Below are 18,699 nucleotides of genomic sequence, written 5' to 3'. Positions count from 1 at the left end.
TAGGATTTTAGCGTTTTAGCATTTTAAGCCTAAACGCAGCCGATGCGGCGGCGCGGCAGACAGCCTTGCCACCCGCCGGGCCGCGCGGCGCCGCGGCGCGGACGGCCGGCCTTCCATGCGCGCCTCTGCCGGCGGCGGCAGCGGCGCCGCCCTGCCCCGCAGGAGAGGAAACGGGATCGGCGGCAGGCGCGGCACCCAAGCCGAGGGCGGCGAACCCGGCCGCTGCGCCGGCACCCTGGGCAGGCGGTCGGCCGGCCAGGGCAGCGCGGATTCCAGCCCGTAGCCCGCGGCGAGGTAGAGCGTCTCCGGCCTGGCCTGCCGGGCGATGCGCCGCACCGCGCGGACGATGCGCCATTCGAAGCCGGCCATCTCCTCCGGCGCGAAGGGGTGGCGGGAAACCGCGCAGACCAGCCTGTCCAGCAACCCATTCCGCGCGGCGCGAGCGAGTGCGGCGTGCGCGGCGCCAGGGGTCACGCGCCCGCCGGCCAGCGCCTGCCAGGAACAGCCGGTGACGACGACGTGGAAGATCGCGTCCCAGGTGGCGCGGAGGTCCTTCGGCGGACGGCCGAGGCGTTCGGCGACATAGGGGGCGAAGACCGCCCATTCGGGCTCCGTCATCGGCGCGAAGGGGTGAGGCTCGGTCGGGCGAAGGGGAAAGTGGAGGGTGACGGCCATTCCGCATTATAGGACCAGAAGCCTATTTCCAGCAAGCAGAATAGCCGTCTGGTTCTGGTTTGGGCGAAAAGCGGTAACTCCGCGTTGGTGGCATCCGCAGACGTGGGAGATATACGCAAAGGGCGATCCTACCCGCGTCGCCGCTTCTGGGCTTGTTCCGCTCGCCTCTCACCGGCCCGTTGCAAGCGATTAGCCTGCTAGCCTGAACCGGGTTGACCTGCGTCAACGACGAGGCCGACCTTTACCGATACGTTCCTCCGCTCGATCGACCGTGGGGAGCGCATCATGACCACCAGACGCGAGCTTGCCGCGCTTGTCGCCGCCGCCGCCGCTCTTCGTGGAGCATTCGGGCCCGGCGCGGTGCTGGCGCAGCCCCTCACCGGGACACCGGCCCCGCCGGTGTTTCGCTACACCACGCCGATGCCGTCCGGTGTCGTCATGCCCGCCACGGTCGAGACCGGCTTCGGCCGTCTGAACTTCTTCGACGGCGTGCCGGATGCCGACAGCACGCGCCTCATATACGACAATCTCGATCGTCAGCGCGCCCTCCAGGCTTACCTGCTCGCCCTGCCTGCCGTGAACCAGGCGGCAAACCGCGACGCCATCCTCAGCGTAGGCCCGATCAACCTGACGGTGCCGATCTGGGAACGGCTCGTGGACAGCCGCACGGTCGAGCTGACGGCCAACAGTAACACGCCCTACACTTGGTTCTGGATAGACCTTCGCAGCGGCCCGCTGGTGATCGAGGTGCCGCCGGGTGTGCTCGGCCTGATCAACGACATGTTCTATTCCTGGGTGGCCGATGTCGGCATTACCGGCGCCGATCGTGGCCGCGGGGGCAAGTATCTGCTGCTGCCACCGGGCCACCGCGGGGCGGTGCCGCAGGGCTACATCGTCGTCCGCCCGACGACCTTCCAGAACTGGCTCGCCTGGCGCAGCTTCCCCGTCAACGGCGACTTCCGCCCCGCCGTGGAAGCGGTGAAGCGCCGGACCAAGATCTATCCGCTATCCCGCGCCGCGAATCCGCCGCGCCTGACCTTCGTGGACATGTCCGAGCGGCCCTTCAACATGGTTGGCCCTTCCGATTTCCGCTTCTGGGAGATGCTGAACGACGTGGTGCAGGTGGAGCCGAGCAACGCGTCCGACCCGGTCACGCTCGGCTTCTTCGCCTCCATCGGTATCCAGAAGGGCAAGCCCTTCCAGCCCGACGCCCGCATGCGCCGCATCCTGACGGAGGCCGCCGTGGCCGGCGATGCGACGGCCCGCGCGCTGTCCTATCGGGCGCGCGATCCGGAGGCGCGCATCTTCAACGACCGGCGCTGGCGCTTTGCGTTCCAGGGCGGCTACCAGTTCCTGCATCAGCCGGGTGTCGCCAACCTCGACGCGCGTGCGTTCTTCTTCTTCCTGGCGACCGGCGTGACGCCAGCGATGGACACGCAGGTCGTGGGCGAGGGCTCGACCTATCCCTGGACGGCCGAGGATGCGCAGGGCAACGCCTTGGACGGCGGCAAGACCTATCGCCTGCACCTGCCGGGCCCAGTGCCGGTGCGGACCTTCTGGTCCACCATCGTCTACGACACCCAGACCCGGTCCATGCTGCAGACCGACAACCGCTTTCCCTCGGTCAGCAGCCAGAATCCGGGCCTGCAGGTGAATCCCGACCGCTCGGTGGATGTGTGGTTCGGCCCGACCGCGCCGGCGGGGAAGGAGAGCAACTGGGTGCAGACCATCCCGGGCAAGTCGTGGTTCATGATCCTTAGGCTCTACGGCCCGCTGCAGCCCTGGTTCGACAAGAGCTGGAAGCCCGGCGACATTGAACTCCAGGGCTGAAGCGGGGGGCGGCGGCAGGCAAAGTGCTATGGGCGGCGCCGATGGGCCGAAGCCATCGCCGAGCGTATGTCCGCATAGGGTAGCAAGCAGCCATTACCCTGGCATTCCGAGACAACCCTAAGGATAATTCACTCGCTGCCCGCGCGTAGCCGCTGACAAGCTTTGCTCTTGCCAATGGAGAGAGCCGGCCGTGATGCCAGACGATCGCTGCGGGCGGCGAGGCGATGCGGGACGGGATGCTGCGAATCCCGGGCGGCAGCTTCCTCATGGGCTCCGACCATCACTACCCCGAGGAGCGGCCGGCGCGTCGCGTTGCGGTCAGTCCGTTCCTGATGGACGCGACGACGGTGACCAACCGCCAGTTCGGCGCCTTCGTCGCCGCGACAGGCTACGTGACCGTCGCAGAGCGCCCGCCCGATCCCGCGCTCTATCCCGGCGCGAAGCCCGAGAACCTGCAGCCGGGCTCGCTGGTCTTCACGGGCAGCGAGGGGCGTGTGGACCTGTCGGACTACCGCAACTGGTGGACCTGGACGCCCGGCGCCTGCTGGCGACATCCGGAAGGTCCGGGCAGCAACCTCGCCGGCCGCGAGGATCATCCCGTGGTCCAGGTCGCCTATGAGAACGCCGCGGCTTACGCGGCCTGGGCCGGCAAGGCGCTGCCGACAGAGGCGGAGTGGGAATTCGCCGCGCGCGGCGCGCTCGAAGGCGCGGAGTTCGTCTGGGGCGACGAGCTGACGCCCGGCGGCCGCCAAGGAAAGCTGGACCCGTATCAGGTTGACGACAGTCAGCCCGATACGGGTCTACGGCCCGTCAGACAATGCCCGCGGCTGAGGGCCGGCGAGGGATTTTCCGGCCTGGACAGGAAGGCGGCGCAGCCGATGGTTGTTCCATCGGCAAGCCGGCTGACGAACCCAGGGCGGAAAAGACCCGCCGGACCGACCCGCGCGGCGTTGTCTAACGGGCCGTAGAGCCTTGGAGGACCGCATCCGCGGTCCTCCGCGCTGCCGGGCAGCATCGGCCGGGGCGCGCGCCCGGCGCCCGCCCGTCACGCGATCACGACGTCCGATCCCGGCGCGGCGTTCAGCACGTCGGTGCCGCCGTTGCCGATCAGCACGTCGTCGCCCAGGCCGCCCGTCAGCGTGTCGTTGCCCGGGCTGCCGACCAGCACGTCGTCGCCCTCGCCGCCATCCGCGACCAGGCCGAGCAGCGCCATCAGCCCCGACGCCTCTACCACGTCGTCGCCGCCGAGCGTCTGGATCACCAGGCGGTCGCCGGCGTCGAAGCCCGTGATGTTCACCTGCACCGCGAGGCCGAGCACGCTGACGCCGCCATTGTCGCCGACGACCAGGACCACGTCGTCGCCGCTGGTCGCCTGCAGGATGACGGTGTCGGCCGCGCCGTCGCCCCCGCCGCCGACCGCGCCGAGGTTGAGGTTGACCTCCGTCACGCCGGTCCCGGTCATGTCGTTGATCCGGATCGTGTCGGCGCCGCCGAGCGCATTGAAGGTGATGGATTCCGTGCCGTTCACGTCCATCACCACATTGGCGACGTCGCGGGTGAAGAGCGCCCGCGACCCGTTCGCGGCGATCGTGATCTGCTCCGCGATGTTGGCGCCGTTGAAGAGCAGGGTGTCGAAGCCGTCCTGGCCTTCCACGATGTCGTTGTCGTCGCCGGGATTCCAGACGAAGGTGTCGTCGCCCTTGCCCATCAGGGCGACGTCGTTGCCGTCGCCGCCGACGACCAGGTCGTCGCCCTGCGAGCCCACGATGAAATCGGCGCCGAGCCCGCCATTGATCGTGAGCTGGATCGCGCCGGCCTGCAGGCCGGAGGCGTTGATCACGTCGTCGCCGCCCTGGCCGTTCACGGCCAGCCGATCCGACGCGCCCTCGGCGAAGGCGATGTTCACCCCGGCCGGCAGCCCGGAGACATGGACGCCCGCGGCGTCGCCCGTCACGCCGATGGTGTCGGCGCCCTGCGTCCCGTTCACCGTCACCGAGTCGGCCGCGCCGTCCCCGCCGCCATTCGGGCCGCGCAGGTCGATGTCCACCTGCGTGACCGGCGTCCCGGCGAGGTCGCCGACGGTGATGTTGTCGGCGCCGCCAAGCGCACGGAAGTCGATCCGCTCGACCCCATTGAGATCCATCGTCACGGCCGCGATGTCGCGGGTGAAGAGCGCGCGGCTGCCATTGGCGAGGATGTTGATGGTCTCGCTGACATTGGCGCCGAAGAACAGCAGGCGGTCGGTGCCGTCCTGCCCCTCCACCACGTCGCTGCCGTCGCCGGGGTTCCACTGGAACACGTCGTCGCCGGCGCCGAGGAAGGCGCTGTCGGCCCCGCGGCCGCCCGCGACGAAGTCGTTGCCGTCGCCGCCGAGCAGCTGGTCGTCGCCCTGGCTGCCGACGATCACGTCGTTGCCCGCGCCGCCATCCACCGTCAGCCGGATCACCCCGGCCGGCAGCGCCGCCGCGCTGAAGCTGTCGTCGCCGCCGCGCAGGCGGACGACGAGGCTGTCATTCGCGCCCTCGGCGCCGGTGATGCCGAGCTGCGCGGCGAGGCCGACGAGCGCAAGGCTCGACCCGGACCCGAACAGGTCCACCACGTCGGCGCCGTTCGTGCCCTCCGCGACCACGCTGTCGGCCGCGCTGTCGCCGCCACCGCCGGTCGCCGCGAGGTTCACCGAGACCTGCGTCACGTCGGTCCCGGTCATGTCGTGCACCGTGATCGTGTCCGCGCCGCCGAGGGCCTGGACCTCGATCGACTCGACGTCGTCGAGATCCATGACGATGTTGGCGATGTTGCGCGTGAAGAGCGCGCGGCCGCCATTGGCGGACAGCTCCATGACCTCGGCGATGTTGGCGCCGTTGAAGCGCAGCAGGTCCGCGCCGTCCTGGCCCTCGACCACGTCGTTGCCGTCGCCGGGGTTCCAGGTGAAGGTGTCGTTGCCGGCGCCGAGGAAGGCGGTGTCGCTCCCGCGCCCGCCCGTCACGGCGTCGTTGCCGTCGCCGCCGAGCAGGATATCGTTGCCGTCGCCGCCCTGGATCGTGTCGTTGCCCGCGCCGCCGTCCACGACGAGCGAGATCAGCGTGGCCAGGCCGTTGCCTGCGGTGAAGCTGTCGTCGCCGCCGTTCATGTTCACGACCAGCTTCTCCGTCGTGCCGATGTCGAGCGTGAAGGGCGCGGGGTCCAGCCGGTCGAAGCGCACGCGGGTGCCGTTCGCGGTGACGGAGAAGACCTCGGAGCCGTTGCCGCCATTGACCTCGGCGGTGTCGATGCCGTCGCCGCCCTCGAGCAGGTCGCTGTCGTCGCCGGGGTTCCAGATTAGCCGGTCGTTCCCGGCCTCGCCGAACATCTGGTCGTTGCCGTCGCCGCCGGTCAGCGTGTCGTTGCCCGCGCCGCCGAACAGCAGATCGTTGCCGCCCTTGCCCAGCAGCACGTCGTTGTCGGCCTGGCCGAACAACATGTCGTTGCTGGACCCGCCGGTCAGCGTGTCGCTGCCCGCGCCGCCGAACAGGTTGGCCGCGGGCAGCGCGCCATTCGCCTCGTTCAGCGTGACGGCGTCGTTGCCGGCCTGGCCGAAGACCTGGACCAGGCTGGTGTTCGCGACGGTCGGCGTGCCGCCGAGCACAGGCACCGCGCCGCCGTTTACCAGCAGCTGTCCCGCCGCGTTGCGGCTGACGGTGACGTTGTTATCGAGGTTGTCGCCGAAGATGCTCAGGTTCTTCGCCGAGAAGCTTGCCTTGACGGCCATGTCCCACTCCATTGGTTTGTTCCGGTGGGCGGACCGTATCGGACCAGCATATCGGGATGATGTCGCACGGCGTTTCGTCGTCGACGCGCGTGTCGGTCATCCCGTGCCGACGGGCGGCTTGCGTTGCACCTGTGCCGCTCTCCATTGCGCGACCGGCCGTCCGGCGCGCCCGGGTCGTTGCGAAGTCCGGATTTGCGGACGCAACCGACACGCGTGAAACGAAACCGCCCCGGTCGCATGAAACCGTCGCGCAATACTCGAAACCCGATTGCGCCTTTCCGGCGAAGCGCCGCGCGCTCCATAAGCGCACCGGTTCAAGCCAGGAACGATCCAGGAGTTTCGATGTTCGGCTCTCTCAAGCTGTCCTTCACTGACAACACGAAGATCGCGTATATCGTGCGCTACAAGCGCAACCACGCGGCCGACGCCGAGGAAGGCGGCGGGCATTCCGACTGCATCATGCCGACTGGCGCGCCGGTCGGATATTTCGGCGGCGGGCTGGTGGCGGCGGATGGCGCGGTCTTCGGCTTCTCGCTGTTCGCGGCGCAGCGGCCGCACTACGTGAAGCTGGCCGATGCGCGCGCCAACCGCTGCGTCTCCACCGTGCTGGTGATGGATGTCGGGAAGGAAAAGGCGGATCGCTTCCGCAGCGCTTGGCTTGCGATGCGCTCGCGCACCGACGGCTTCACCATCATGGGCAACAACTGCGCGACCCACGCCTCGCGTGCCTGCTTCGCCGCCGGCGTGACGCGATCGGCCGAGATCCGCGGCGTGGACAGCCCGACCAACCTCTACCAGCAGATCATCGCGGACGGGCTGGTGCCGTGGCGGTCCTATTCAGGCTATCTCGGCTTCATGCCGCGGCAGAGCGGGTATGACGAGCTGCTGATCGGCTTCGACGTCACGATGGAGCCGACCGAGGTGCCGACGGACGGCGGCCCGCGCCGCCATTGATACGGCCGAGCTGCACAGGCGGCGGCCGTTCGGGCGGCGGCCAGTGGTTCATGGCCTCGGCACGCCGCTTCCGCCGGGGCCGGGAAAGCCATCGGGCCGGCCGCGGAGGCGGCGGCGGGCAATAAGGTGCGCCCTCGCCTCCGCCAGCAGCGGCAGGCCGAGCATCGGCAAGGTCAGCAGCGCCAGGATGCCGGCGGCGGCACCCCAGCCCCTGCCGCCGAGCACCAGCGCCAGGGCGGCGAGCGACCAGGTCAGGAGGTTGGTGGCGATGCCGGCGGCGAGCAGCCAGCGCTGGCGGCTGCGCCGGCGGGCGAGCGCGGCGGGATCCTCCTGCGCGCGGCGGAGGCCGCCGCCGGCCGAGACGTCGTAGAGCCGGTGCGGATCAACCTGGAAGGGAGGCGGCGCGCCCGTCAGCGCTGGATCACGACGAAGCGCACGGCCTGGCCGTTGCGGCGCATCCGCCGCAGGCGCCACCAGATCGAGCCCGCGCCGATCGCACCCGCCACCAGCAGCACGGGAATTGCGAGCGCGGCGAAGACCAACGCCAGGCCCGCCAGCACCACCGCGCCGGCGCCGACCGCGATCAGCATGGCCGAGGCGCCGAGGCGCGCCAGCAACCGGTCGAAGCCGGTGGCCGGCCGCTTCATGGGGTCGCGGAACTCGCCCTCCGGCGTCATGTCGAGGACGGGCGGGGATCGGTGCGGGTCCATGCGCAGCATGTTGCCCGGCGGCGGGGCGGGTTCAAGGGCGCGGGATCCGTGACGAAGGGTGACGGGCCGGGCACCCGGCCGGGAACAGCCGGCCGCGAGGCGCGCTGAAGCCGGCATCCCGCCGCACCGGCAAGGAGCGCCCGATGACCTGGCAGCAGAGCTACGATCCCTTCGGATCCATCCTCGTCTCGGCCCTGGTGGCGGCGATCCCGGTGGCGGTGATGCTGGTCTCGCTCGCCTTCCTGCATGCGCGCGCGCATCTCGCGGCCATCGCGGCGCTGGTGGTGGCGGTGCTCATCGCGGTCGTGGTGTTCGGCATGCCGGCGGGGATGGCGGCGCGGGCGGCCGGCCTCGGCATCGCGTCGGGGTTGTTCCCGATCGGCTGGATCGTGCTGAACATCATCTTCCTCTATCGCCTGACGGTGGCGAACGGGTCCTTCGCCGTCCTGCAGGAGAGCATCGCCGGCGTCACGCCGGACCGGCGGCTGCAATTGCTGCTGATCGCCTTCGCCTTCGGCGCCTTCTTCGAGGGCGCGGCCGGCTTCGGCACGCCGGTCGCGGTGACGGCGGCGCTGCTGATCGGGCTCGGCTTCTCGCCGCTCGCGGCGTCGGGGCTGTCGCTGATCGCGAACACGGCGCCGGTGGCCTATGGGGCGCTCGGGACGCCGGTGATCGCGCTGGCCGGCGTCACGGGGCTCGACCTGATGGACCTCTCCGCGATGATCGGGCGGCAGCTGCCCTTCTTCTCGCTGCTGGTGCCGTTCTGGCTGATCTGGGCCTTCGCGGGCTGGCGCGGGATGCTCGAGATCTGGCCGGCGATCCTCGTCACCGGGGTGAGCTTCGCGGTGCCGCAGTTCCTGGTCTCCAACTTCCACGGGCCGTTCCTGGTGGACGTGGTGGCGGCGCTGGTCTCGATGGCGTGCCTGACGGGCTTCCTGCGGGTGTGGAAGCCGCGGAAGGTGTGGACCAGCCCGTCGCTCCGCGCGGCCGACGACGCCTATGCGCCGGTCGCGACGTCGCCGGGCGGGACGCTGCCGCAGCCGGCAGGGCTGCCCGATGCCTCGGGGTCGGCGGCGCTGAGCTTCAGCGGGTCGGCGGCGCTGGCCTGGATGCCCTGGGTGGTCCTGACGGTCTTCGTGTTCCTGTGGGGGCTGCAGGGCGTGAAGGGCGCGCTGAACGCGCTCTGGGGCCCGTCCATCGCGATCGAGGGGCTGCACCGGATGGTGGTGAAGGTGCCGCCCGTGGTCGCCGCGGCGACGCCGGAAGGCGCGGTCTACCCCTTCAACCTGCTGTCGATGACGGGCACGGGCATCCTGCTGGCCGCGGTGGTGGCGGGGCTCGCGATGGGCTTCGGGCCGGGGGGCCTGGTCCGCGAATACGCGCGCACGATCTGGGCGGTGCGGCTGTCGCTCGTCACCATCGCGGCGATGCTCGGGCTCGGGTACCTCACGCGCTATTCCGGGCTGGACGCGACGATGGGCCTGGCCTTCGCGGGGACGGGCGTCCTCTATCCGCTGTTCGGCACGCTGCTGGGTTGGCTCGGCGTCGCGCTGACGGGATCGGACACCGCGTCCAACGTGCTGTTCGGCGGGCTTCAGCGCATCACGGCGGAGCAGATCGGGCTATCGCCGGTGCTGATGGCGGCGGCCAATTCATCGGGCGGGGTGATGGGCAAGATGATCGACGCGCAGAGCATCGTCGTCGCCTCGACCGCGACCAACTGGTTCGGGCATGAGGGCGACATCCTGCGCTACGTCTTCTTCCACTCGATCGCGCTGGCGGTGCTGGTGGGCTTGCTCGTGACGGCGCAGGCCTACCTGCCGCCCTTCACGGCGATGGTGGTGGGGGGCTGAGATCAGGCCGCGCGGCGAGGTCGGTCGGCCGTAGGGCCGGCCTCAGCGACACGCTGCGCGGCGCTTGTCGAGACGCGCTCATGGCAGGGGCTGCGCCTCCGGGAAGCGCCACGCGCCGTCCAGGATCTCCGGGCGGGGACGGTAGAGGCGCACCATGTAGTTCCAGCCGCTCACCACCGGCAGGCAGTTGGGAACGCGCCCGTCGCAGCCGCCGAATTGCACGGTGATCGCGCCGTCGCCGTCCCGCCGGGCGGTGACGTTGTTGAGGGAGTAGGCGTTCAGGCGGTTCGGCTCGAAATAGCCCTCGGCGTTGTAGACGCTGACGGACCAGAAGCCGTCCACCGGAACGTCCCCGACGCGGAGCCTGTAGATCGTGGTGCCGTCGTTCCTGGCCGGAACGACATTGAGGTAGAGCGCCTCCCGCGCCGGGTTGCCGCCCCAGCCCTGCGCCGCACCGATGAGGAAGCGCACGGGCTCGACCTCGTTCCTGTTGCCGTACATCCGGCTCGTGTCCGGCAGCGTCGAGGCGAGCACGAGCAGCGCGCTGCGCACCTTGTCCAGGCTGGCCTGGTCCCAGCTCGGAACCTCGAAGCTGCCGCGGCTCTCCTGCCGGATGCCGATGGCGTCCTGCAGCGCATGCACGGCGCGGAGGTCGGCCGGATCGCCGGGATCCACCAGCGTTCGCACCGCGGCGACTACGTAGCGCGTGCCGACCTCACCCCGGGTGAGGGTGTAGGAGCCTGGCCGGTAGTGGACGCCGAGCGTGTAGTGGTCCTGGTTGATGACCTGGAAGGACATGAAGCGGCCGCCCGCATCCGGCAGCGTGATGGTGACCGGGCCGGCATCAAGGTCGAAGACCGCCGAGGAGTAAAGCGTATCGCGGTTGAGCCGGATGACGGGCTGCCGCTCCACCGGCGCAGGCTCGCGCACGTGATTCCAGCGGCCGAAGCCGCCATCGCGCACGACGCCGCTGAAGTAGCGGTCCGTCTCGGCCCGAACGAAGTTGTCGGGCGTCACCGGAATGGGCGCTGCCGCGGTAGATCCCGCGCTCGACTGCGCCTGGAGTGCGGGAGCAAAGCCGAGCGCGGTCAGCAGCACCGCGCAGGCAAGACGGCTCCGATCAGCAGACATCCCCTCGTCCCTCCGTCTGACGGCTCACCTAGCATCCATCGATCGCGGCGGCACACTACCCGGCCCGTCCCGCTGCGCGGATCGGCGGCGCGCGCCACTGGCCGTTCAGCACCTCCGGCCGCCGCCCCGGTTCGCCGCACGCCGACACACCGATCGGCCGTCGGCAGGCCAACCGGCTCGCGCCTCGCGCCGGCCTGTCCAAGGGCGGGGCCAGCGCGAACAAGCTTCGGGCGGCGACGGCCACTGCACGCTGATCGGCGCAGCCGGGACCATAGGCTGTGGTCGGCTCCAGGGGCTGCGCCCTGACGGCGTCGGACATCCGCGTGATCGCGTAGCGCGGCGTCATGCCGGCGCGGCGTCCACGACGTGCAGGCCGGGGGTGACGTTGTCGTTCCAGCTCTCGGCGCGGAGATGCCCGGCCAGGTGCATCACGCCGCCGCCGAGCAGCGCCTGCGCCAGCGGACCGTCCTTCGCGCGGAAGCAGATCGCCTTGAGCCTGCCGCCACCGCCCTCGCCTTCCAGGAAGGCGCGCACGGCGTTGCCCTCCTTCCCCACGCGGTCGGCGCGCACCACGCGGGCGCGGTTGATCACGAAGACCGGCTCCTCGTTGCCGGCGCCGAAGGGTGCGAGGCGCGCGATGGATTGCGCCATGGCGACCGTAGCACCAGGCACGGCGATGGTGCCCTCCACCGGGAGATCGGCGGCGGAGGGGAGGTCGGCGGCATGCGCCAGGCGCTCGTCAAGGAAGGCCTGCACCTCGCCCGCGCGGTCGGCGCGGAAGGAGAAGCCGGCAGCCATGGGGTGCCCGCCGCCGGTCTCGAGCAGGCCGGATTGCCGCGCGGCGATGATGGCCGCGCCGAGATCCACGCCGGGGACGGAGCGGCCGGAGCCCTTGGCGAGCCCGGCGCCCACGCCGGCGACGCAGGCCGGGCGGTTGAACTTCTCCTTGATGCGGCCGGCCACGATGCCGACGACGCCGGGGTGCCAGCCCTCCCCGGTCACCAGGATCACGGGATGGCCCTGGTCGGCCTGGCGCTGCGCGGCCTCGAACGCGGCGGTCAGCACGTCGGCCTCGACCTCCTGCCGGCGCTTGTTCACCTCGTCGAGCTTGCGGGCCATCTCGCGCGCGGTGACCGGGTCGTCCTCAACCAGCAGACGCAGGCCGAGGTCGGATTCCGCGATGCGGCCGGAGGCGTTGATGCGCGGCCCGAGCAGGAAGCCCAGCGTGTGTGCGCTCGGCTGGTCCTTGAGCTGCGCGACTGCCAGCAGCGCGGCGATGCCGGCGCGTTCGCGCCGCGCCATGACCTTCAGGCCCTGCGCGACCAGCGCGCGGTTCAGCCCGGTCAGCGGCATCACATCGCAGACGGTCGCGAGCGCGACGAGGTCGAGATAGAGCTTCAGGTCGGGCTCCGCGCGGGACGCGAAGAAGCCTCGGCGGCGGAGCTCGCGCAGCGTCGCGACGGCCGCGAGGAAGGCGACGCCGGCGGCGCAGAGATGGCGCAGGCCGCTCCCGCAATCCAGGCGGTTCGGGTTCACCGCGGCGCGCACGCGCGGCACCGCGCCCTCGGCCTTGTGGTGATCCAGGATCACGACGTCGGCGCGGTCGCGGGCGACGGCCAGCGCCTCCTCCGCCGCGATGCCGCAATCCACGGTGACGATCAGCGTCGCGCCGCGTTCGCAAAGCGCGCGGATGGCGCCGGGGTTGGGGCCGTAGCCCTCGTTCAGCCGGTCGGGCACGTAGTGGGTGACGGTGCAGCCGAGCTCGCGCAGCAGGCGGACCATCAGCGCGCCGGAGCAGGCGCCGTCCACGTCGTAGTCGCCGAAGACGGCGACGGACTCGCCGGCCTGCGCGGCATCCGCCAGGCGCGCGGCGGCCAGGTCCATGTCGCGCAGGCAGGACGGGTCGGGCAGCAGGGCGCGGAGCGTCGGTTCCAGGAAATGCGGCGCGTCGTCGAGGCCGACGCCGCGGGCGGCGAGCAGCCGGCCGACGATCTCCGGCAGGTCGAGGCGCTGGGCGATGGCGAGGCCCACGCGCGCCTCCGCCTGGCGCCAGATCCAGCGGCGGCCGGTGGCGGAGCGGGTGATGCCGAGGACGGCGTCGGTCAGCGGGGCGTCGGTCACGACGGGCGGCGCGGGCGTCGGCCCCCTCCCCGCCCTCCCCCACGACTGCGGGGAAGGGGAAAGTGGGGCAGCGGCGGAGGGAGCGCCTGCGCCGTCCGAACGCCCGCTTGCTCCCCCCACCGCAGTTGCGGGGGAGGGGTGGGGAGGGAGCCCCGCGCCATGCCGCTCACGCCACGAACGCGCTCGGCTTCAGCGCGAAGTTGTGGTGGCCCTCGACGTAGCGGACGGTGCCGGACTTGGATCGCATCACGATGGAATGCGTGATCGCGCCCGACCCGAAATGGCGCACGCCGCGCAGCATCGGGCCGGTGGTCACGCCGGTCGCGGCGAACATCACCTCGCCCTTCGCCATCTCCTCCAACGTGTACACGTGGTTGGGGTCGCTGATCCCCATCTCGCGCCCGCGCTCGATCTGCTGGTCGTTCTCGAAGAGCAGCTTGCCCTGCATCTGCCCGCCGATGCAGCGGAGCGCGGCGGCGGCCAGCACGCCCTCCGGCGCGCCGCCGGAGCCCATGTAGATGTCCACGCCCGTGTCGGGCTGGGACACCGCGACGACGCCGGAGACGTCACCGTCGGGGATCATCATGATCCGCGCGCCGGCCATGCGGCAGCGCTTGATGATCTCCTTGTGGCGGTCGCGGTCGAGCAGGCAGACCACGAGGTCGGTAATCGAGCGCTTCTTGGCCTTGGCGAGCTCGCGCAGGTTCTCCTCGACCGAGGCGTCGAGGTTGACGACGCCCTCCGGCAGGCCCGGCCCGACGGCGAGCTTCTCCATGTAGATGTCGGGCGCGTGCAGGAAGCCGCCCTTCTGGGCGAGGGCCACGGTCGCCATCGCGTTGGGGCCGCCCTTGGCGGTGATGGTGGTGCCCTCCAGCGGGTCCACAGCGATGTCCACCTCCTGCCCGCCGCCCGACTTCGCGTAGAGCCCGACCCTCTCGCCAATGTAGAGCATCGGCGCCTCGTCCATCTCGCCCTCGCCGATGACGACGGTGCCGGTGATGGCGACGGTGTCGAAGGCCTTGCGCATCGCCTCCACCGCCGCGCCGTCAGCGGCGTTCTTGTCGCCACGCCCCATCCAGCGCGACGCCGCGAGCGCGGCGGCCTCGGTCACCCGGACCAGCTCGAGCGCGAGGTTGCGGTCCACATGGACGGTCGGTTCGTCGGCGTGATGGGTGGCCATGGGGGCTCCTCCGGCTGAGTCGGGGGGAAAGTAGCGCAGGCCGAGGCCGGGCGGACCCCCTTCCGCGGTGCCGATGGTGTCAGGCGGCGCGGGCGTTCGGGTCGCCGGGCGCGGTCTCCCAGCCCAGGCCCGCGATCGCCACGATCCGCCGGCCCGCCCGGTCGGTGCGCGTCACGATGCAGCCCTGCTCCTCCAGCCAACCCAGCAGGCGCCGCGCGCGGCCGGCCGAGCGCGTGCCGTAGGCCAGCGCCAGCGTCTCGTCCGCCGGGCAGGGATCGCCGGCCAGCGCGCTGCGGGCCAGCAGCAGGAAGACGCCCTGAGCGTCCTCGGGCAGGGCCTCGGCGCGCGCCACCGCCTGCGGCCAGTCCGTGCCGTCCACGGCGCGCGCATCCACGCCGGCGCGGGCGAGCGCCAGCATGCGGCGGAAGGAAGGGAGGTCGGGCGGCGGGCCCGCGACCTCCTCGATCCGGCAGCGGACCTGGAAATCCTGGTACAGGATCGCGGGCGGGCGGAAGGGCGCCTCCGGGTCCAAGAGGATGCGGCGCAGGACCCCGGCCAGGCGCGCCTCGCGCGCCGCGGCTTCCTCGGGCGTCGGCGCGGGCGGCGGCTCCGCCGCGGCGCGGAAGGTCGGCTGGAACTGCGCGAGCTGGGCCAGGATGTCGGGCGGCGGGGCGCGGGGAGCGCGGCGCGGCGGCGGGGCGGGCGCGTCGTCGGGCGCGTTGGCGATCATCTCGCGGGCTTCCTCGATCGCGCCGGCATCGGGGGGCGGGACCAGGCGCGGGCCGCCGCTGCGCGACGCCGTCTCCACCGCGCCGATGCGGACCGGCAGCGGCCGGCGGGACACCGCGGGGCCGAGCGCCACGAACTGTCCGCGCGGCAGGTCGCGGAACATCTCGGCCTGGCGGCGCTCCATCCCCAGCAGGTCGGCCGCGCGCGCCATGTCGATGTCGAGGAAGGTGCGGCCCATCATGAAGTTCGACGCCTCGGCCGCGACATTCTTCGCGAGCTTCGCCAGGCGCTGCGTCGCGATGACGCCGGCCAGGCCCCGCTTGCGGCCGCGGCACATCAGGTTGGTCATGGCGCCGAGGGAGAGGCGGCGGGCCTCGTCCGAGACCTCGCCGCCGGCGGCCGGCGCGAAGAGCTGCGCCTCGTCCACCACGATCATGGCCGGTGTCCAGGCGTCGCGGTCGGCGTCGAAGAGGCCCGAGAGGAAGGCGGCGGCGCCGCGCAGCTGGTCCTCGACCTCGGCATTCTCGAGGTTGAGCACGACTGAGGCGCGCTGGCGGCGCACGATCCCGGCGGCGCGCGCCAGGGAGGCCTCGGTGTGCTCGGCCGCATCGAGGACGAGGTGGCCGTGGCGGTCGGCCAGCGTGACGAAGTCGCCCTCGGGGTCGATGACGACCTGCTGGACCCAGCGGGCGGATTGCTCGAGCAGGCGGCGCAGCAGGTGCGACTTGCCCGAGCCCGAGTTGCCCTGCACGAGCAGCCGGGTGGAGAGGAGCTCCTCGAGGTCGAGGGCGACGGGCTCGCCGGAGGCGCCGGCGCCCATGTCCACGCTGATCGTCATCGCTGGATGGGCACGATGCGGATCGCCTTCTCCGGGGTGCTGGACCCTCTGCCCCATAAGTGGGGGAGAGGGCTCTTTCGGCGAGATTCTACAGCGTCTCGATGCGGATCAGGGCGGGCTTCTCGACCACCGTGTCCAGCGCCTCGATCCGCGCGATGGCGGCGCGCATCTGGGCTTCCTCGCAGTCATGCGTGGTGACGACGACGGGCACGGCCTCGCCCGGTGCGCGGCCGCGCTGGAGCATGCTCTCCAGGCTGATGTGGTGGTCGCGCAGCGCCGCGGTGACGTCGGCGATGACGCCCGGCCGGTCGAGCACCATCAGGCGCAGGTAATAGGCGCCGACGCGCTTCTCCATCGGGATGGCCGGCAGCGCGGAGAGCGCGCCGTTGGACACGCCCCAGACCGGCGTCCGCCGCCCGCGCGCGATGTCGATGAGGTCGGCGACGACCGCGCTGGCCGTGGGGCCGGCGCCGGCGCCGCGGCCTTCCAGCACGACGCGGCCGACGAAGTCGCCTTCCGCCACCACCGCGTTGAAGACGCCGTCCACGCGCGCGATGGGATGCGCCACGGGCACCATGCAGGGATGCACGCGCGTCTCGATGCCGTGCTCGGTGCGGCGCGCGATGCCGAGCAGCTTGATGCGGTAGCCGAGCTCGCCGGCGAGCGCGATGTCGAGCGCGCTGATGCTGCGGATGCCCTCGACATGGACCGCGTCGAAATCCACGGGACGGCCGAAGGCCAGCGCGGCGAGGATCGCCAGCTTGTGGGCGGCGTCGATGCCGTCCACGTCGAAGGACGGATCGGCCTCGGCGTAGCCGAGCTTCTGCGCTTCCGACAGGGCTTCGGAGAATTCGCGGCCGCGCTCCCGCATCGTGGTCAGGATGTAGTTGCAGGTGCCGTTGAGGATGCCGAGCACGCGGGAGAGGTCGTTGGCGGCCAGGCCCTCGCGCAGGGCCTTGATGGCGGGGATGCCGCCGGCGACCGCGGCCTCGAACATCAGCGGGACGTCCTTGGCGTCGGCGAGCTTCGCGATCTCGGCGCCGTGGACGGCGAGCAGCGCCTTGTTGGCGGTGACCACCGGCTTGCCGGCGGCGAGCGCCGCGCGGACCAGGTCGGCGGCCGGGCCCTGCGTGCCGCCGATGGTCTCGACGACGACGTCCACGTTCGGGTCGGCGGCGAGCGCGACGGGGTCCTCGTACCAGCGCAGCCCGGCCAGCGACACGCCGCGATCCTTCGTGCGGTCGCGGGAGGAGACGGCGGTCACCGCGATCGGGCGGCCGGCGCGGGCGGCGACGGTCTCGGCGTTGTCGCGCAGCAGCGCGAGCACGCCGGCACCGACGGTCCCGAGGCCGGCAACGCCGACGGCGAGGGGCTTGGTCATGGTTCGCTATCCCAGTTGGGCGATCCCTCCCCCGCCTTGTGTTTTCCCTCCCGCGCAAGCGGGGAGGGTCAGGGTGGGGGTCCGAGAACAAGGGTCGCGCTTGACGAGGCACCCCCACCCCCTCCCTCCCCGCTTGCGGGGGAGGGGGCCGAGGGGCGGGGGAGGTTGGTTTGAGCGAGGAAAGGCGGCTACGCCGCGTCCACCTCCATGCCGTCCACCGGGCCGGCATTGTCGGCGGCGAGGAAGCTCTTGATGCCGCGCAGCGCCTGGCGGATGCGGTGCTCGTTCTCGACCAGCGCGATGCGGACATGCTCGTCGCCATGCTCGCCGAAGCCGAGGCCCGGCGCGACGGCGACCTTCGCCTTCTCCAGCAGCAGCTTCGAGAAGCCGACCGAGCCGAGATGCCGGAAGCGGTCGGGGATCGGCGCCCAGAGGAACATGGACGCCTCCGGCGAGGGCACGTTCCAGCCCGCGGCATGCAGGCCCTTCACCAGCACGTCGCGGCGCTTGCGGTAGAGTTCGCGCATGTCGGCCACGCAATCCTGCGGGCCGTTCAGCGCGGCCACCGCGGCGATCTGGATCGGCGCGAAGGCGCCGTAGTCGAGATACGACTTCACCCGCGCGAGTGCCGCGATCAGCCGCGCATTGCCCGCGGCGAAGCCCATCCGCCAGCCCGGCATGTTGTAGGTCTTCGACATCGAGGTGAACTCGACCGTCACGTCCTTCGCGCCCGGGATCTCCAGCACGGACGGCGGGACGTTCTTGTCGTCGTAGTAGAGCTCGGCATAGGCGAGGTCGGAGAGGATGAAGAGCTCATGCTTGCGGACGAGCGCGACGAGCTCCCCGTAGAATTCCCGGCTGGCGAGAAGCGCCGTCGGGTTGGACGGGAAGTTCACGATCAGCGCCGTCGGCTTCGGCACGGAATGCCGCACCGCGCGGTCGATCGCGGCGAGCATGCTGTCGTCCGGCGTGTAGGGAATGGACCGCGCGGAGGCGCCGGCGATGATGAAGCCGAACTGGTGGATCGGATAGGACGGGTTCGGCACCAGGATGGTGTCGCCGGGGCTGCTGATCGCCTGGGCCAGGTTCGCCAGGCCCTCCTTCGATCCGAGCGTCGCGACGACCTCGGTCTCCGGGTCGAGCTTCACGCCGAAGCGGCGGGCATAGTACCCGGCCAGCGCCTTGCGCAGGCCCGGGATGCCCTTCGACATGGAATAGCGGTGGGTGCGGGGGTCCTGCACCGCCTCGACCAGCTTGGCGACGATGTGCGGCGGCGTCGGGCTGTCGGGGTTGCCCATGCCGAGGTCCACGATGTCCTCGCCGGCGCCGCGTGCCTTGGCCTTGGCGCCGTTGACCTCGGCGAAGACATAGGGCGGCAGGCGCCGAATACGGTGGAACTCCTCGGTCATGGTCGCAGGTCCGTGTGGTTCGGGATCGCGGTATAGCGGGCGGGATCAGTTGCGGCGAGGCGCAAGAAGATCGGAGCTCGGCGGCGGCGGGGGCGCCAGCAGGTCGCGGGAGGGCGCGGGCGGCGGAGCCAGAAGGTCGC

14 protein-coding genes are annotated in these 18,699 nt (G+C 71.4%); 4 read left to right on the top strand and 10 right to left on the bottom strand.

Features of this window, described 5'->3' with window-relative positions; genetic code table 11:
• Nucleotides 1–15 precede the first annotated feature (15 nt).
• Entirely contained in the window at nt 16–675 is a 660-nt protein-coding gene (locus ACLF3M_RS34450) for a transposase (RefSeq protein WP_430661548.1), read from the bottom strand.
• Between the two features lie 285 nt (nt 676–960).
• On the opposite strand from ACLF3M_RS34450, the gene ACLF3M_RS34445 reads away from it, so the two are divergent.
• Nucleotides 961–2,505: a DUF1254 domain-containing protein gene (locus ACLF3M_RS34445; protein WP_430661547.1), complete on the top strand. Its 1,545-nt coding sequence runs from the start codon at nt 961–963 to the stop codon at nt 2,503–2,505.
• Nucleotides 2,506–2,741: 236 nt separating this feature from the next.
• A complete protein-coding gene (locus tag ACLF3M_RS34440) occupies nt 2,742–3,473 on the top strand; it encodes an SUMF1/EgtB/PvdO family nonheme iron enzyme (RefSeq protein WP_430661546.1) in 732 nt (243 codons plus the stop codon).
• Between the two features lie 77 nt (nt 3,474–3,550).
• Here the strand turns inward: ACLF3M_RS34440 and ACLF3M_RS34435 are convergent, their stop codons facing one another.
• Nucleotides 3,551–6,253: a beta strand repeat-containing protein gene (locus ACLF3M_RS34435; protein ID WP_430661545.1), complete on the bottom strand. Its 2,703-nt coding sequence runs from the start codon at nt 6,251–6,253 to the stop codon at nt 3,551–3,553.
• A 342-nt stretch (nt 6,254–6,595) separates the two neighbouring features.
• Between ACLF3M_RS34435 and ACLF3M_RS34430 the strand changes: the two genes are divergently transcribed.
• Entirely contained in the window at nt 6,596–7,207 is a 612-nt protein-coding gene (locus ACLF3M_RS34430; RefSeq protein WP_430661544.1) for a hypothetical protein, read from the top strand.
• 48 nt (nt 7,208–7,255) lie between these two features.
• Here the strand turns inward: ACLF3M_RS34430 and ACLF3M_RS34425 are convergent, their stop codons facing one another.
• Nucleotides 7,256–7,681 carry a hypothetical protein gene (locus tag ACLF3M_RS34425; protein ID WP_430661543.1) on the bottom strand — a complete coding sequence of 142 codons (426 nt, stop codon included), beginning with the start codon at nt 7,679–7,681 and terminating at the stop codon, nt 7,256–7,258.
• Nucleotides 7,618–7,917, bottom strand: a complete 300-nt coding sequence (locus tag ACLF3M_RS34420) for a hypothetical protein (RefSeq protein ID WP_430661542.1) — start codon at nt 7,915–7,917, stop codon at nt 7,618–7,620. Before ACLF3M_RS34420 ends, ACLF3M_RS34425 begins: the two co-directional genes overlap by 64 nt.
• A gap of 143 nt (nt 7,918–8,060) precedes the next feature.
• Between ACLF3M_RS34420 and ACLF3M_RS34415 the strand changes: the two genes are divergently transcribed.
• Nucleotides 8,061–9,770, top strand: a complete 1,710-nt coding sequence (locus tag ACLF3M_RS34415; RefSeq protein ID WP_430661541.1) for an L-lactate permease — start codon at nt 8,061–8,063, stop codon at nt 9,768–9,770.
• Nucleotides 9,771–9,848: 78 nt separating this feature from the next.
• On the opposite strand, the gene ACLF3M_RS34410 is transcribed toward ACLF3M_RS34415, so the two are convergent.
• The 6 genes from ACLF3M_RS34410 to ACLF3M_RS34385 form a co-directional block, all read right to left on the bottom strand.
• On the bottom strand, nt 9,849–10,901 hold the full coding sequence (locus ACLF3M_RS34410) for a DUF1254 domain-containing protein (protein WP_430661540.1): 1,053 nt from the start codon (nt 10,899–10,901) through the stop codon (nt 9,849–9,851).
• A gap of 342 nt (nt 10,902–11,243) precedes the next feature.
• Nucleotides 11,244–13,022: a single-stranded-DNA-specific exonuclease RecJ gene (gene recJ / locus ACLF3M_RS34405; protein ID WP_430661539.1), complete on the bottom strand. Its 1,779-nt coding sequence runs from the start codon at nt 13,020–13,022 to the stop codon at nt 11,244–11,246.
• A gap of 166 nt (nt 13,023–13,188) precedes the next feature.
• A complete protein-coding gene (gene glpX, locus ACLF3M_RS34400; RefSeq protein ID WP_430661538.1) occupies nt 13,189–14,202 on the bottom strand; it encodes a class II fructose-bisphosphatase in 1,014 nt (337 codons plus the stop codon).
• A 79-nt stretch (nt 14,203–14,281) separates the two neighbouring features.
• Nucleotides 14,282–15,769, bottom strand: a complete 1,488-nt coding sequence (locus ACLF3M_RS34395) for a helicase HerA domain-containing protein (protein ID WP_430661537.1) — start codon at nt 15,767–15,769, stop codon at nt 14,282–14,284.
• Nucleotides 15,770–15,857: 88 nt separating this feature from the next.
• Complete coding sequence (locus ACLF3M_RS34390) at nt 15,858–17,150, bottom strand: homoserine dehydrogenase (protein ID WP_430661536.1); 1,293 nt, start codon at nt 17,148–17,150, stop codon at nt 15,858–15,860.
• Nucleotides 17,151–17,338: 188 nt separating this feature from the next.
• A complete protein-coding gene (locus tag ACLF3M_RS34385; protein WP_430661535.1) occupies nt 17,339–18,559 on the bottom strand; it encodes an LL-diaminopimelate aminotransferase in 1,221 nt (406 codons plus the stop codon).
• Between the last annotated feature and the right edge of the window lie 140 nt (nt 18,560–18,699).

It is taken from the genome of Falsiroseomonas sp. HW251 (genome assembly GCF_050563545.1).
In the GTDB taxonomy this organism is placed as follows: Bacteria; Pseudomonadota; Alphaproteobacteria; order Acetobacterales; family Acetobacteraceae; genus Falsiroseomonas.
This window is presented reverse-complemented; position numbering and strand designations above follow the sequence as displayed.